Source organism: Pseudomonas sp. Marseille-QA0332 (assembly GCF_054950175.1).
Genome location: NZ_CM143106.1, coordinates 4,033,584 through 4,047,125 on the forward strand (window position 1 = coordinate 4,033,584; position 13,542 = coordinate 4,047,125).

Annotated in this window: 12 protein-coding genes and 1 pseudogene; 7 read left to right on the plus strand and 6 right to left on the minus strand. The window is 65.9% G+C overall.

Going from position 1 to position 13,542, the window contains the following annotated elements:
• The first annotated feature begins 48 nt into the window (after positions 1–48).
• From ACY8GK_RS18675 to ACY8GK_RS18695, 5 genes are all read left to right on the plus strand, one after another.
• Complete coding sequence (locus ACY8GK_RS18675) at positions 49–1,209, plus strand: D-alanyl-D-alanine carboxypeptidase family protein (protein WP_462401787.1); 1,161 nt, start codon at positions 49–51, stop codon at positions 1,207–1,209.
• Between the two features lie 70 nt (positions 1,210–1,279).
• Positions 1,280–1,555 carry a DUF493 domain-containing protein gene (locus ACY8GK_RS18680; RefSeq protein WP_196178150.1) on the plus strand — a complete coding sequence of 92 codons (276 nt, stop codon included), beginning with the start codon at positions 1,280–1,282 and terminating at the stop codon, positions 1,553–1,555.
• Complete coding sequence (lipB, locus tag ACY8GK_RS18685) at positions 1,555–2,202, plus strand: lipoyl(octanoyl) transferase LipB (protein WP_462401788.1); 648 nt, start codon at positions 1,555–1,557, stop codon at positions 2,200–2,202. The genes ACY8GK_RS18680 and lipB overlap by 1 nt, the downstream gene beginning before the upstream one ends.
• A 2-nt stretch (positions 2,203–2,204) precedes the next feature.
• Positions 2,205–3,221, plus strand: a complete 1,017-nt coding sequence (lipA, locus tag ACY8GK_RS18690; protein ID WP_462401789.1) for a lipoyl synthase — start codon at positions 2,205–2,207, stop codon at positions 3,219–3,221.
• A 105-nt stretch (positions 3,222–3,326) separates the two neighbouring features.
• The gene (locus ACY8GK_RS18695) at positions 3,327–4,265 is read left to right on the plus strand and encodes a S66 peptidase family protein (RefSeq protein WP_462401790.1); all 939 of its coding nucleotides are present in this window, start codon (positions 3,327–3,329) and stop codon (positions 4,263–4,265) included.
• A gap of 227 nt (positions 4,266–4,492) precedes the next feature.
• Here the strand turns inward: ACY8GK_RS18695 and ACY8GK_RS18700 are convergent, their stop codons facing one another.
• From ACY8GK_RS18700 to leuS, 5 genes are all read right to left on the minus strand, one after another.
• On the minus strand, positions 4,493–5,809 hold the full coding sequence (locus tag ACY8GK_RS18700) for a lytic murein transglycosylase (protein WP_462401791.1): 1,317 nt from the start codon (positions 5,807–5,809) through the stop codon (positions 4,493–4,495).
• A gap of 60 nt (positions 5,810–5,869) precedes the next feature.
• Complete coding sequence (gene arfA, locus ACY8GK_RS18705; RefSeq protein WP_462401792.1) at positions 5,870–6,034, minus strand: alternative ribosome rescue factor ArfA; 165 nt, start codon at positions 6,032–6,034, stop codon at positions 5,870–5,872.
• Positions 6,035–6,130: 96 nt separating this feature from the next.
• Positions 6,131–7,168 (minus strand): DNA polymerase III subunit delta, encoded by a 1,038-nt coding sequence (gene holA, locus ACY8GK_RS18710; RefSeq protein WP_462403042.1) that lies wholly within the window; start codon positions 7,166–7,168, stop codon positions 6,131–6,133.
• A gap of 37 nt (positions 7,169–7,205) precedes the next feature.
• Positions 7,206–7,811, minus strand: a complete 606-nt coding sequence (locus ACY8GK_RS18715; protein WP_196178140.1) for an LPS assembly lipoprotein LptE — start codon at positions 7,809–7,811, stop codon at positions 7,206–7,208.
• Between the two features lie 61 nt (positions 7,812–7,872).
• A complete protein-coding gene (gene leuS, locus ACY8GK_RS18720; RefSeq protein WP_196178138.1) occupies positions 7,873–10,479 on the minus strand; it encodes a leucine--tRNA ligase in 2,607 nt (868 codons plus the stop codon).
• Between the two features lie 227 nt (positions 10,480–10,706).
• Here leuS and ACY8GK_RS18725 point away from each other — a divergent pair, with 227 nt between their 5' ends.
• Positions 10,707–11,024 carry a hypothetical protein gene (locus ACY8GK_RS18725; protein WP_462401793.1) on the plus strand — a complete coding sequence of 106 codons (318 nt, stop codon included), beginning with the start codon at positions 10,707–10,709 and terminating at the stop codon, positions 11,022–11,024.
• Positions 11,025–11,093: 69 nt separating this feature from the next.
• A pseudogene (locus tag ACY8GK_RS18730) lies at positions 11,094–11,855 on the plus strand (YdcF family protein).
• A gap of 146 nt (positions 11,856–12,001) precedes the next feature.
• Here the strand turns inward: ACY8GK_RS18730 and lnt are convergent.
• A complete protein-coding gene (lnt, locus tag ACY8GK_RS18735; RefSeq protein ID WP_196178132.1) occupies positions 12,002–13,540 on the minus strand; it encodes an apolipoprotein N-acyltransferase in 1,539 nt (512 codons plus the stop codon).
• Between the last annotated feature and the right edge of the window lie 2 nt (positions 13,541–13,542).

Consider the following 13,542-nt stretch of genomic DNA (forward strand, 5'->3'; position numbering starts at 1 on the left):
AGGTTGCCCGAAACGGGCAGCGAGACCATTAGCCATTTCGAGAGACGGATGAACATCACCTCTATTGCCAAACGCCTTTGCTTGCCTGTCCTGCTGATGATCGCCCCCGCGACCTTCGCGGCGGAGCAGATGATGCCGGCGCCGCCGCAACTGGCGGCCAAGTCCTACGTGCTCATGGATGCCTCCAGCGGCAACGTGCTGGTCGAGAACAACGGTGACGAGCGCCTGCCTCCAGCCAGCCTGACCAAGCTGATGACCGCCTACATCGCCACGCTGGACATCCGTCGCGGGCAGATCGGCGAGAACGATCCGGTAACGGTCAGCGAGAACGCCTGGCGCACCGGTGGCTCGCGCATGTTCATCAAGGTCGGTAGCCAGGTCACCGTCAGCGACCTGCTGCACGGCATCATCATCCAGTCCGGCAACGATGCCAGCGTCGCCCTGGCCGAACACATCGCCGGGAGCGAAGATGCCTTCGCCGACATGATGAACAAGACGGCCGCCGACCTGGGCATGAGCAACAGCCACTTCCTGAACCCGACCGGCCTGCCGCATCCGGAGCACTATTCGTCGGCGCACGATATGGCCGTCCTGGCGCGCGCGATCATCGACGAGGACCCGGCCCACTACGCCATCTATTCGCAGAAGGAATTCTTCTGGAACAACATCAAGCAGCCCAACCGCAACCTGCTGCTATGGCGTGACAAGACCGTCGATGGGCTGAAGACCGGGCACACCGAGGAAGCGGGCTATTGCATGGTCGCTTCGGCGGTGCGCGATGGCATGCGCCTGATCGCCGTGGTCTTCGGCACCAACAGCGAGCAGGCGCGGGCCGCCGAGACGCAGAAGCTGCTGACCTACGGCTTCCGCTTCTTCGAAACCCAGACCTTCTACCAGAAAGGCACCGAGCTGACCCAGGCGCAGGTCTGGAAAGGCGCCACCAGCCAGGTCAAGGCCGGCCTGGCCGACGACCTGACCCTGACCATGCCCAAGGGCCAACTCAAGCGCCTGGTCGCTTCGATGACCTTGAACCCGCAGCTGACCGCGCCCATCGCCAAGGGCGACGTGATCGGCAAGGTCGAGGTCAAGCTGGACGAGAAAGTGGTCCACAGTGCCGACCTCATCGCCCTCGACGGCGTCGAGGAAGCTGGTTTCTTCGGCCGTATGTGGGATAGCATTCGTCTATTCTTCTACGGGTTGTTCAACTGATCCGTGACCGGCAGGCCCCCGCCAACCCGGCGGGGGTGTTGTTGCCACGGCTTGCGAGGCCGTATCCGCCATGAGCGAACAAGATGTCAAGTCGCCCAAGATCGAATTTCCCTGCCCCGACTATGCGATCAAGGTGATCGGTGACACGGTCGTCAATTTCCGCGACACCGTCATCGAAATTCTCAAGAAGCATGCCGAAGTCGATCTCAAGACCCTGGCCGAGCGCCAGAGCAGCAATGGCAAGTACACCACCGTCCAGCTGCATATCGTGGCTACCGGGGAAGACCAGCTGCGCGATATCAACAGCGCGCTGCGCGCCACCGGCATCGTGCACATGGTGCTCTGATGCCCGGTAGCCTCGGCTTTCGCGATCTCGGGCTGGTGCCCTACGAACCGGTGCTGGCGGCCATGCGCCGCTTCACCGCCGAGCGCGATGCCGAAAGCGGCGATCAAGCCTGGCTGGTCGAACATCCTCCAGTGTTCACCCAGGGCCAGGCCGGCAAGGCCGAGCACCTGCTGATGCCTGGCGACATTCCGGTGGTACAGACCGACCGTGGTGGCCAGGTGACCTACCATGGCCCTGGTCAGCTGGTCGCCTATCTGCTGCTCGACGTGCGTCGTCGCGGCATCGGCGTGCGCGAGCTGGTCAGCCGCATCGAGCAGAGCCTGATCGACCTGCTCGCCGGGTATGGCGTGCCAGCGCTGGCCAAGCCCGACGCGCCTGGCGTCTACGTCGGCGGGGCGAAGATCGCCTCGCTCGGCCTGCGCATCCGCAACGGCCGTTCGTTCCACGGGCTGGCGCTCAACGTGGACATGGACCTGGCACCGTTTCGCCGCATCAACCCCTGTGGATATGCGGGGCTGGCCATGACCCAGCTGCGCGACCATGCAGGGCCGATCGAATTCTCCGAGGTCAGGACAAGGCTGCGCGACCAGCTGGTCAACCACCTCGACTATGCTGAGCAGACGACCCTTACGGGCGGAATCGACTGAATATGACTATTGTGCAAGAAACCGTGCCGAACCTGATCCAGGCGACCGATGTCACCCCGCGCCCCGCCCCTCGAAAGGTCGAGGCCGGGGTGAAGCTGCGTGGCGCGGAAAAGGTCGCGCGCATCCCGGTGAAGATCATCCCGACCGAGGAGCTGCCGAAGAAGCCGGACTGGATCCGCGTGCGCATCCCGGTTTCCCCGGAAGTCGACCGGATCAAGCAGCTGCTGCGCAAGCACAAGCTGCACAGCGTGTGCGAGGAAGCATCCTGCCCGAACCTGGGCGAATGCTTCTCCGGCGGCACCGCGACCTTCATGATCATGGGCGACATCTGCACCCGCCGTTGTCCGTTCTGCGACGTCGGCCACGGTCGGCCCAAGCCGCTGGACATCGACGAGCCGAAGAACCTGGCCATCGCCATCGCCGACCTGCGCCTGAAGTACGTGGTCATCACCTCGGTCGACCGGGATGACCTGCGCGACGGTGGCGCGCAGCATTTCGCCGACTGCATCCGCGAGATTCGCGCGTTGTCGCCGGGCGTGCAGCTCGAGACCCTGGTGCCCGATTACCGCGGGCGCATGGACGTGGCCCTGGATATCACCGCCCAGGAGCCGCCGGATGTGTTCAACCACAACCTCGAGACTGTCCCGCGCCTGTACAAGGCCGCGCGTCCGGGTTCGGACTACGACTGGTCGCTGGACCTGCTGCAGAAGTTCAAGCAGCTGGTGCCCCATGTGCCGACCAAATCGGGCCTGATGCTCGGGCTTGGCGAGACCGACGAGGAAGTCATCGAAGTCATGCAGCGCATGCGCGAGCATGACATCGACATGCTGACCCTGGGGCAGTACTTGCAGCCTTCGCGCAGTCACTTGCCGGTGCAGCGCTTCGTGCATCCGGATACCTTTGCCTGGTTCGCCGAGGAAGGCTATCGCATGGGCTTCAAGAACGTCGCCTCCGGGCCGCTGGTACGTTCTTCCTACCATGCCGACCAGCAAGCTCACGAAGCCAAGATCAAGCTCTGAGCAAGGCTTGACCAGTCGAATGCCGATGCGCGCCTGCTGGCGGCATCGGCATTTTCATTCCAGGATGTTCGAGCGCGGCGCAGTGCCGACGTAAGGAGTAGGTCGATGATCGAGGGCGAGCGTAGCGTTTCGACGCTTCCGGCACGTGTGTCGCCAGGCAACTGCTTCGGCATCATCGCTCCGGCCGGCCCGGCCCGGCTGGATGCCGAGCAGGCGCGCCGCTGGTTCATGCAGCGTGGCTACGATTGCCATCTCTATCCCGGTGTCGACGAAGCCCAAGGATACCTGGCCGGTTGCGACGAGCGACGTCTTTCGGACCTGCATGCTGCCTTCGCCGACCCGGCCATCGCGGCGGTCATGTGCATGCGTGGTGGCTACGGCAGCATGCGCCTGCTCGAAGGGCTGGATATCGATCTGCTACGTGACAACCCCAAGCCGTTCATCGGCTACAGCGACGCGACCGCCTTGCACACAGTGATCCAGCGGCATGCCGGCTTCGTGACCTTTCACGGCGCCATGCTCAATGCCGATCTGCTCGGCGACAAGCAGGAACCGACCGCCAGCTCGCTGCTGCAGCAGCTGCGTGGCGAGCTCGGGGCGGGCGAACAGATTCTCCATCCGCAGGCCCATCCGTTGACGTGCGTGCTACCGGGCAGTGCCAGCGGGCGTTTGGTGGGGGGGAACCTGTCGTTGCTCAACGCAACCTTGGGCACGTTGGCCGAAGTGCAGACCCACGGCAGCATCCTGTTCATCGAGGACGTCAACGAGCCGCTGTATCGTGTCGACCGCCTGCTGACGCAACTGCGCCTGGCCGGCAAGCTGCACGGCGTGCGTGGCGTGCTGGCAGGCGATTTCGCCGGGATCAGCGTGGCGGCGCTGACACCGCTGTTGCTGGAGATCTTCGGCCCGCTGGAGATCCCGGTGCTGGCCGGCTGGCGCAGTGGGCATTGCGATCCGAACATCTGCCTGCCGCTAGGGGCCCAGGTGACGCTCGACAGTCGCCGGCCGGGCCTCAGGCTCGACCAGGCGTTGTTTCGGGAATGAAACCCATGGAGCGGGAACAAGGAACCGGCAGACCGTCCTCACCTCGCTGGCACGGCCCCGCGTAGGAGGGGACGCCCTGCGCAATGGGCTGCCAAGCGGCTCCAGGATGTCGAACCCGCCACTGGCTGTCCGGGACGCCTGAAGCAGGTGCTTCTGGCGCCCCGGCGGCGGCCGCCCCAGCGAGGGCCATCTTCAAGCCATGACCCAGGCCATACGGCGACCGCGCCTCAACGCTGGCGCAAACTATCCAGCAACTGGTGCGTCGGATAACCATCCGCCGGCCAGCCTAGCCCCTGTTGGGCATTGCGGATGGCCTTGCGGGTGTTGGCGCCGATGATGCCATCGGCGTTCCCGGCTTCGTGGCCGCCATCGTTGAGCAGGTTTTGCAGCTCCATGCGCTCGCTGCGACTGAGCGGTCGGTCATCCTTGGGCCAGGCACCGGCGATGAAACCCCAGCCCGAGAAGCGATCGCCCAGCAGGCTGACCGCCAGGGCATAGGACGAGGAATTGTTGTAGCGCAGGATTGCCTTGAAGTTGTCCAGCACTAGGAAGGCCGGGCCGCGTGCTCCGGCCGGCAGCAGCAGCGCGGCAGGGAGCTGGCTGCTGCCGTCCGGCAGGCGAGTCCCGGCGGGCAGCTGGAGGCCCAGCTGCAGCCATTCGCTGACTGGCCTGCGCTGGGCGCCATCGGCCAGCCAGTAGTCGAAGCCGGCAGGTATCTGGACTTCGAAGCCCCAGGGCTGGCCTCGCTTCCAGCCCGAGCTTTGCAGGTAGTGCGCGGTGGAGGCCAGCGCATCCGGAACGCTGTTCCAGATGTCGCGTCGCCCATCGCCATCGAAATCCACCGCGTGGGTGTTGTAGGTCGTCGGGATGAACTGGGTCTGGCCCATGGCTCCCGCCCAGGAGCCACGCATGGCGTCCGGCTGGATGTCACCATGTTGCAGGATCTGCAGGGCAGCGATCAACTGGTCGTGGGCGAAGGCTGGCCGGCGCCCCTCGTAGGCCAGGGTCGCCAGCGAACGGATCACCGACTTGCTGCCCTGGAACTGACCGAAGTTGCTTTCCATTCCCCAGACCGAGACCAGGATCTGCCGATCCACGCCATAGCGCTCCTCGAGCTGTTGCAGGAGGGCGGCATGCTGTTGCAGCAGCGCCTTGCCCTTGCGCACGCGCACCGGCGACAGTGCGCCGTCGAGGTATTCCCAGACCGGCCGGGTGAATTCCGGCTGGCTGCGGTCAGCCTTGATCACGTCCATGTCGGGCGTGACGTCGAGGAAGGCGCGGTCGAACGTCGCCGCACTGATACCGGCCTGCAAAGCCTGCTCCCGAAAGCGCGCCTGCCACTGGGCGAAGGATTGCTGCGGTTCGATCTGGATGCTGGCATCGTTCACGGCGCTCGGCTGTGTCGCGACCACGGCTGGCTGGGCCGGCGCCAGGGGCAAGGCATCCGCGGCGGTGGGTTTCTCGGCGCAGGCGACGAGCAGGACGAGGCTCGAGGCTGCCACGAGGTGACGAGGGTGCCGATCGATGGGAAGACGAAAAAGCATGCACGAATCCAGGAATTGCAGGTTAGGTGAAGACCATATCATGCTCGCGCAGTTCGTGCCTCAAGCAGCCAGAAAGCAAGAAGCCTCCCAATCTTTCGACTGGAAGGCTTCGCGGCGGTAGCTGCCCTTGCCTTTGCCTGCCCGTTCCTGGCGACAACGGAACAGGGGTTGGGCGACGATCGACTTGGCTTTGTTGGGGCCGTGCTTGCTCGGCTTCTTGCTCATGGCAGTGCCTCATGCTGGTTGATTGCGCGGCGAACTGTAGGGTCGACGGCCAGGCGCGGCCAATTGATTGTATGTATCGGCGTGCTCGGCCTGGCCTTACTCTGCTGGCAAGGCCAGGCGCTGCCCGGCCATCAGCAGCACCAGCCGGGTCATGCTGGTCCACGGCGAGCCTTCGGCCTGGCCCTTGATCTGCGCATCGATGCGTTGTGCGTCGAGCAGCAGCTGGTTCCAGCGCTGGGCCGGCAAGCGATGCACGGCCTTGCCGACCAGTGGCCGGCGCTTGTCCCAAACCGGCGGTCGGGCCTGGCTGAAGGCCTTCTCCAGCGGCACGCCCTGGCTGAACTGCTGGGCGATGCCCGCCAGCAGCCGCAGCTCACGGGCCAGCGCCCAGAGGATCACCGGTGGTTCGACCCCTTCGCCGCGCAGCCCTTCGAGCATGCGCAGGGCATGGCCGGCATCGCCCTTGAGGATGGCATCGACCAGGCCGAACACGTCGAATCGAGCGCTGTCGGCCACGGCAGCCTGCATCGTCTCGACCGTCACCTGGCTGGCCTCGGCCAGCAGCTTGAGCTTTTCGATTTCCTGGGCGGCGGCCAGCAGGTTGCCCTCGACCCGGGCAGCGAGCAGCTCGACGGCGTCGCGCCTGGCCGAAAGGCCGGCCTGGGACAGGCGCTGGGCGATCCATTGTGGCAGCTGCTGGGCGTCGATCGGCCAGATCTGGATGAACTGGCACTGCGCGCCCTCCAGCAGCGCCTTGCCCCACTTGCTCTTCTGCGCGCTGGCATCGAGCCGGGGCAGGCTGATCAGCAGCAAGGTATCTTCGGCCGGGTTGGCACAGTATTCGATCAACGCAGCAGCACCCTTGTCGCCTGGCTTGCCGGACGGCAGGCGCAGCTCCAGCAGGCGTCGCTGGGCGAACAGCGAGAGGCTGGCGCCGGCCAACAGCAGGCTGCCCCAGTCGAAATTGGCGTCGGCACTGAATACCTGACGCTCGTCGTAGCCCTGTCGGCGAGCGGCCGCGCGGATCGCATCGGCAGCCTCCTGGCACAGCAGCGGGTCGTCGCCACTGACCACGTAGACAGGCGCAAGCTGGCCTTTGAGGTGTTTGTCGAGTTGAGCAGGAGAGAGCTTCATGGCGAGAGGACGGGGCACCTGGGTGCCCCGTTCGGCATCAGTTGGCCGGGATTTCCAGTGGCGATTGCTGTGGCGTCTCGGCCTGGGCGCGACGTGCCGCCTCGAGTGCCTGCGCCTGCGCCTTGGCGCGCTCGTCGGCCTGCTGCTGGAGCTGGTCCAGTTGGGCAGGCGTCAGCAGCTGCAAGCGGACCAGCATGGCCTGCACCAGGTCGCGACGCATTTCCTTGCGAACCTGGCTGGCCTCCTGGTCGGAACCGGTGACATTGTTGCCGTCATGCACGTAGATCTTGCGCACGGTGACCTTGTCGCTGAGCAGCTCGGCGTTGTTCAGGCCGGCGATGGTGTAGTTCAGCACCGTGGTCAGCTCGTATTCGGCCGAGCGGCTGCCGCCCGAATAGGTGGCCGCGCGCCGGTTTTCCTGCTCGTTGGTCAGGGTCAGCCGGTAAGGCGCGCCGGCATGGACCTGCACGCCGCTGTTGACCAGGGCCTGGCGCAGCTGGGTGACGGTCTCGCCATAGGCGTTGCGCGCGTTGACGTCCAGCTCGCGGATGGACAGCTCGGAAGTGCCGGTGCCGCGCAGCTGGAAGCCGCAGGCGCTGAGCAGGACAGCCAGGCCCATTACCAGCAGATTGCGTTTGATCATGTTGTAGCTCCGTTGTGGGCCGATGCCGCCGGCCGATGCCAAGCACCGACCGGCGTTGCCATCAATTGGCGACGATATTGACCAGTTTGCCTGGCACCACGATGACCTTGCGAATGGTCAGGCCTTCGGTGAAGCGCAGGACATTCTCGTTGCCGCGGGCGGCGGCTTCGATCTCTTCACGGCTGGCGCCGGCCGGCATCTCGACCTGGCCACGCAGCTTGCCGTTGACCTGTACCACCAGAACGATGCTGTCCTGTACCAGGGCGCTTTCGTCGACGCTCGGCCAGGACGCATCGATCACCGCCTGGTCGTGGCCGAGGTGGTTCCACAGCGCGTGGCTGATGTGCGGGGTGATCGGGGCGAGCAGCAGGGTCACGGCCTCCAGGCCCTCCTGAAGCAGCGCGCGGTCTTGCGCGCTGGTCTGCGGCGCTTTCTCCAGCACGTTCATCAGGGTCATCACCTGGGCGATGGCCGTGTTGAACTTGTGGAACTGGCCGACATCGATGCTGGCCTGGCGGATCGCCGTGTGGATGGCTCGGCGCACGGCCTTCTGCGCATCGTCCAGGGCGGCGGTGTCCAACTGGCCGGGCAGGCCCTGGGCGACATGCGCGTGGGCCAGGCGCCAGACGCGACGCAGGAAGCGGCTGGCGCCTTCGACGCCGGAGTCGGACCACTCCAGGCTCATGTCGGGGGGCGAGGCGAACATCATGAACAGGCGGCAGGTGTCGGCACCATAGGCGTCGATCATCGCCTGCGGGTCCACGCCGTTGTTCTTGGACTTGGACATCTTCTCGGTGCCGCCGATCTCCACCGGCAGCCCGTCGGTCTTCAGGCGCGCGCCAATGATCTTGGCCTTGGCATCGCGCTCGACCTCGACATCGGCCGGGTTGAACCAGTCCTTGCCGCCGTTGCTGGCGACGCGGTAGTAGGTTTCGGCGACCACCATGCCCTGGGTCAGCAGGTTCTTGAACGGCTCGTTGGACGTCACCAGGCCTTCGTCGCGCATCAGCTTGTGGAAGAAGCGGGCATAGAGCAGGTGCAGGATCGCGTGTTCGATACCACCGATGTACTGGTCGACCGGCAGCCAGTGGTTGGCCGCCTTCGGATCGACCATGCCACCTTCGTAGTTCGGCGAGGCGTAGCGCGCGAAATACCAGGACGACTCGACGAAGGTGTCCATGGTGTCGGTTTCGCGCTTGGCCGCGGCGCCGCATTTCGGGCAGCTGCATTCGTAGAACTCGGGCATGCGCGCCAGGGGCGAGCCGGCACCATCGGGCACCACGTTCTCGGGCAGCACCACCGGCAACTGCTCCTGCGGAACCGGCACGTCGCCGCAGCTCGGGCAGTGGATGATCGGGATCGGGCAGCCCCAGTAGCGCTGGCGGCTGATGCCCCAGTCGCGCAGGCGGAACTGGGTACGCGACTTGCCCAGCGCCTTGCGGATCAGCGCGGCCTCGATGGCATCGAAGGCGCCCTCGAAGTCCAGGCCATCGAACTCGCCGGAGTTGATCAGCTGACCATGCTCGCCGTAGGCGGCCTGCCACTCGCTGCCGACATCGTCGCCAGCACTGGTGCGAACCACGGCCTTGACCGGCAGCTGGTACTTGCGGGCGAACTCGAAATCGCGCTCGTCGTGCGCCGGCACCGCCATGACCGCGCCGTCGCCATAGTGCATCAGCACGTAGTTGGCGACCCACACCGGCAGCTTCTCGCCGGTGAGCGGATGCTCCACGAACAGCGAGGTGGGCATGCCTTTTTTTTCCTGGGTGGCGACGTCGGCTTCGGCGACGCTGCCGCTCTTGCATTCGTCGATGAACGCCTGCAGCCGCGGGTCGCCTTCGGCGGCCTGGGTGGCCAACGGGTGCTCGGCGGCGACCGCGACGTAGGTGGCGCCCATCAAGGTGTCGGGACGCGTGGTGAAGACCTTGAGAGTACCGGCATGGCCGATGCTCGCCTGGTCATAGGGGAACTGCACTTCCATGCCACGCGACTTGCCGATCCAGTTGCGCTGCATGGTCTTGACCTGCTCGGGCCAGCCTGGCAGCTCGTCGAGGCTCTCCAGCAGCTCGTCGGCGTAGTCGGTGATGCGGAAGTAGTACATCGGGATCTCGCGCTTCTCGATCAGCGCGCCCGAGCGCCAGCCACGGCCGTCGATGACCTGCTCGTTGGCCAGCACGGTCTGGTCGACCGGGTCCCAGTTGACCGTGCCGTTCTTGCGGTAGATCACGCCCTTCTCGAACAGACGGGTGAACAGCCATTGCTCCCAGCGGTAGTAGTCCGGCTTGCAGGTGGTGACTTCGCGCGCCCAGTCGATGGCCAGGCCCAGGCTCTTGAGCTGGGACTTCATGTACTCGATGTTCTCGTACGTCCACTTGGCCGGCGCGACGTTGTTCTTCATGGCGGCGTTTTCCGCCGGCATGCCGAACGCATCCCAGCCCATCGGCTGCAGGACGTTCTTGCCGAGCATGCGCTGGTAGCGGGCGATGACGTCGCCGATGGTGTAGTTGCGCACATGCCCCATGTGTAGCTTGCCGCTCGGGTACGGGAACATCGACAGGCAGTAGTAGGTGTCCTTGCCTGGCTGTTCGGTCACAGCGAACGACTGTTGCTCGTCCCAGGACTGCTGGGCGGCGGCTTCGATTTCACGGGGTTGATATTGTTCGTGCATGGCTACTTTGCGCTGAGAAATGGGAACCTTGTCGAGGCAGCACAGGCGCTGCATCCGGCAATCCGGCGTCGATGGAGTGAACGCCGTAGCATACATGAGCGCCGCGCGTCGTGGGAAACCCTGATTGCGTCGGCCCTGGTGCCCGTTGGTCGTGGCGGAACGCTGCCTGCGCCAGCCACGCTAAGCTCAGGTGTGGAAACACCGATTGCCATCAACGAGGTGCAAGGATGGGAGATACACGATTACCCGCAATGAGACCGGAGCTCTACGAACGTCTGATCGATCGTCTGGGACTGGCGCTGGAGGCGGCCCGGACCTCGCACCGCCTGCGCGATGTGATGCCTGTGGAACTGGAGCTGCGCGGCTTGAGCCGTGCCGAATACGACGTCATCCGGCATTATCTGGAAGCCCTTCCGGCGGGGCGCCACGTCAGCCCAGGCACCTTTGTCCAGGGCGAGCCGGTAGCGACTGCCAAGGTCGTCTGGCTGCATGGCAAGAAACGCCGCAACGCCAGGCCGGGCGGACGTAGCCTGCCATTGCGCTGAACGCCGCTTGCGACTTGTCGCCGGACGGCGATACCCCTAGGCTGCGCACACTTGCCGGGAGTGTGCCTGATGCCGATCCGCTTTTTCCTCAAGCAGTGGCTGCTGCCGCCGGGCTTGCTGCTGCTGATGCTGCTCGCTGCCTGATGGCTACGCCAGCGCTGTCCGGCGCTGGCGCGCCTGTGCTTCGCCGTGGGGCTTGGCGGATTGTGGCTGATGAGCCTGCCAGTGGCGGTGGAACAGGCAGCGCGCTGGCTCGAGACCGAGCCTGCGCTGGCGCTGCAGGACTGGTCCGGGCTGGCGGCGCGAGCCGATGCGATCGTGCTGCTCGGGGCGGGCCGCGAACGGGGCGATCCGGGCTGGGGCGGCCAGGACCAACCCACCGGCATGGCGCTCGAGCGCATGCGCTTTGCCGCACAACTGGCCAAGGCCTCGGGTTTGCCAGTGCTGACCAGCGGCGGGCTGCATTACGGCACGCCACCGAGCGAGGCGCGCCTGATGGCCGAGCGATTGCGGGCGGATTTCGGCGTGGACGTGACCTGGCAGGAGGGCGAGAGCCGCACGACCTGGGAGAATGCCCGTTTCAGCGCGCGTCTGCTGCAACCGCTGGGCATCCGTCGCGTCGTGCTGGTCACCCAGGCCTGGCACATGCAGCGTTCGCGCTGGAGTTTCGAGCGCAACGGCTTCGAGGTGCTGCCCGCGCCGATGGGCTTTCTTGGCAAGCCCCATGGCCGGCCGTTCGCAGGACTGCTGCCGGAGAGCCGGGCGATCTGGCAGAGTGGCCAGTTGCTCAACGAGGCGGCGGGGCTGCTTGGGTATCGGCTGTTCCATTGAAGGTGGTGCTGGCCTGCGTTCGAGCGCACAGCAAGGGAAAGGCACGCCTGCGCGATCGGCTGTCAGCAGTGTGGATGGTGGGTCCGGCGATCCAACGGGGGCGAATCCATCGGTCGTGATGTCGATGGCTCGCCCCGCAAGCAGTCTCAGCTGCTGGCCGGCGACACGGCTCGCGCCCGTGCCATGCGCCTGCCCAGCAATGCCCAGCCCAGCAGCAACCCGCAAACCACCGTCAGTGGCCAGGAGCGCCATTGCAGGTACGGTGTCAGGCGGTGCATCGGCACCACTTCACCGTACAGCACCGCCTGCTCGAATTGCGGGATCTGCGTGGTGATCCGGCCGAACGGGTCGATCAGCGCGGTCACGCCGTTGTTGGTCGCGCGGATCATCCAGCGCCCGGCTTCCAGCGCGCGCATCTGGGCCATCTGCAGGTGCTGCAAGGGCCCGATGGAGGTACCGAACCAGGTGTCGTTGCTGATGGTCAGGAGCAGCTCGCTGCGTGCGGCAAGGCCTGCGGCGAACTCTGGATAAACCACTTCGTAGCAGATGTACGGGGCGATCTGGTAGCCCTTGGCCTGTAGCAGCGACTGGTCTTGCGGGCCTCGGGCGAAATCCGACATCGGCAGGTTGAAGAACTCGATGAGGCCGCGCAGCATGTCCTGCAGCGGCACGTACTCGCCGAAGGGCACCAGCTTCTGCTTGAGGTAGGTGCCCGCGCCTTCGCCGGTCACGGTGATGCCGTTGTAGTAGCGGCGCTGCTGGTCGACGATCTGGCGCACCGGCACGCCGGTGATCAGCGCCGAATTCCGGTCGGCGGCGAACCTGCCCATCACGTCGATGAAGCCTTGGGCCTGGTCCTTGAGCACCGGTACCGCGGTCTCCGGCCAGACCAGCAGATCGACCGGGCGCGAGGTGAACGTCATGTCGCGATACAGCGCCAGTTGCGCATCGATATGCGCCGGGTCCCATTTCAGGTCCTGCTCGACGTTGCCTTGCAGGGCGGCCACCTTGAGCGGCGCGCCGGCCGGCTGGGTCCAGGCGTGGCCCTTGAGCGCCAGGCCCACGGCCCAGGGCGCCAGCAGCAGGACCAGGCCGCAGGCCAGCAGCGCCGGCCGCTGGCGCAGCCGATGCAGGTTGCACAGCAGCGCGGCGCTCAGCGCCAGCACGAAGGAGATCAGCCAGACCCCACCGAGCGGTGCCAGGCCGGCCAGCGGGCCATCGAGCTGGCTGTAGCCGGCGTACAGCCAGGGGAAGCCGGTCAGGAACCAGCCGCGAAAAGCCTCCTGCAGCAGCCATAGGGCGGCGAAGCCCAGCGCATCGGCCAGCGGCGCCTCGTTGCGGCGAAGCCAACGCGCCCAAAGCCAGGCGGGCAGGGCGAAGAACCAGGCCAGGGCGGCGAAGAACGCGACCAGCAGCACGGTCGCCAGCAGCGGCGAAGCCCCACCGTAGGTGTTCATGCTCACGTAGATCCAGCTGGTGCCGGCACCGTACAGGCCGAAGCCGTAGCACCAGCCGCGCCACAGGGCCTGGCGCGGGCTCAGTTCGCGCAGGCCGAGGTAGAAGACGACGATGACCAGCAAGGCGATCGGCCAGAGACCGAACGGCGCCAGTGCCAGCGAGGTGAGGGCGCCGGCCGCCACGGCCAGCAGGTTACCGGGCCAGCCGGGGCGGGTGATCCAGCGCATGT

Excerpts from the sequence above, each read along its gene's own strand:
- ACY8GK_RS18675 (WP_462401787.1), top strand. The coding sequence starts at position 49 with ATGAACATCACCTCTATTGCCAAACGCCTTTGCTTGCCTGTCCTGCTG.
- ACY8GK_RS18680 (WP_196178150.1), top strand. The coding sequence starts at position 1,280 with ATGAGCGAACAAGATGTCAAGTCGCCCAAGATCGAATTTCCCTGCCCC.
- lipB (WP_462401788.1), top strand. The coding sequence starts at position 1,555 with ATGCCCGGTAGCCTCGGCTTTCGCGATCTCGGGCTGGTGCCCTACGAA.
- lipA (WP_462401789.1), top strand. The coding sequence starts at position 2,205 with ATGACTATTGTGCAAGAAACCGTGCCGAACCTGATCCAGGCGACCGAT.
- ACY8GK_RS18695 (WP_462401790.1), top strand. The coding sequence starts at position 3,327 with ATGATCGAGGGCGAGCGTAGCGTTTCGACGCTTCCGGCACGTGTGTCG.
- ACY8GK_RS18700 (WP_462401791.1), bottom strand. The coding sequence starts at position 5,809 with ATGCTTTTTCGTCTTCCCATCGATCGGCACCCTCGTCACCTCGTGGCA.
- arfA (WP_462401792.1), bottom strand. The coding sequence starts at position 6,034 with ATGAGCAAGAAGCCGAGCAAGCACGGCCCCAACAAAGCCAAGTCGATC.
- holA (WP_462403042.1), bottom strand. The coding sequence starts at position 7,168 with ATGAAGCTCTCTCCTGCTCAACTCGACAAACACCTCAAAGGCCAGCTT.
- ACY8GK_RS18715 (WP_196178140.1), bottom strand. The coding sequence starts at position 7,811 with ATGATCAAACGCAATCTGCTGGTAATGGGCCTGGCTGTCCTGCTCAGC.
- leuS (WP_196178138.1), bottom strand. The coding sequence starts at position 10,479 with ATGCACGAACAATATCAACCCCGTGAAATCGAAGCCGCCGCCCAGCAG.
- ACY8GK_RS18725 (WP_462401793.1), top strand. The coding sequence starts at position 10,707 with ATGGGAGATACACGATTACCCGCAATGAGACCGGAGCTCTACGAACGT.
- lnt (WP_196178132.1), bottom strand. The coding sequence starts at position 13,540 with ATGCGCTGGATCACCCGCCCCGGCTGGCCCGGTAACCTGCTGGCCGTG.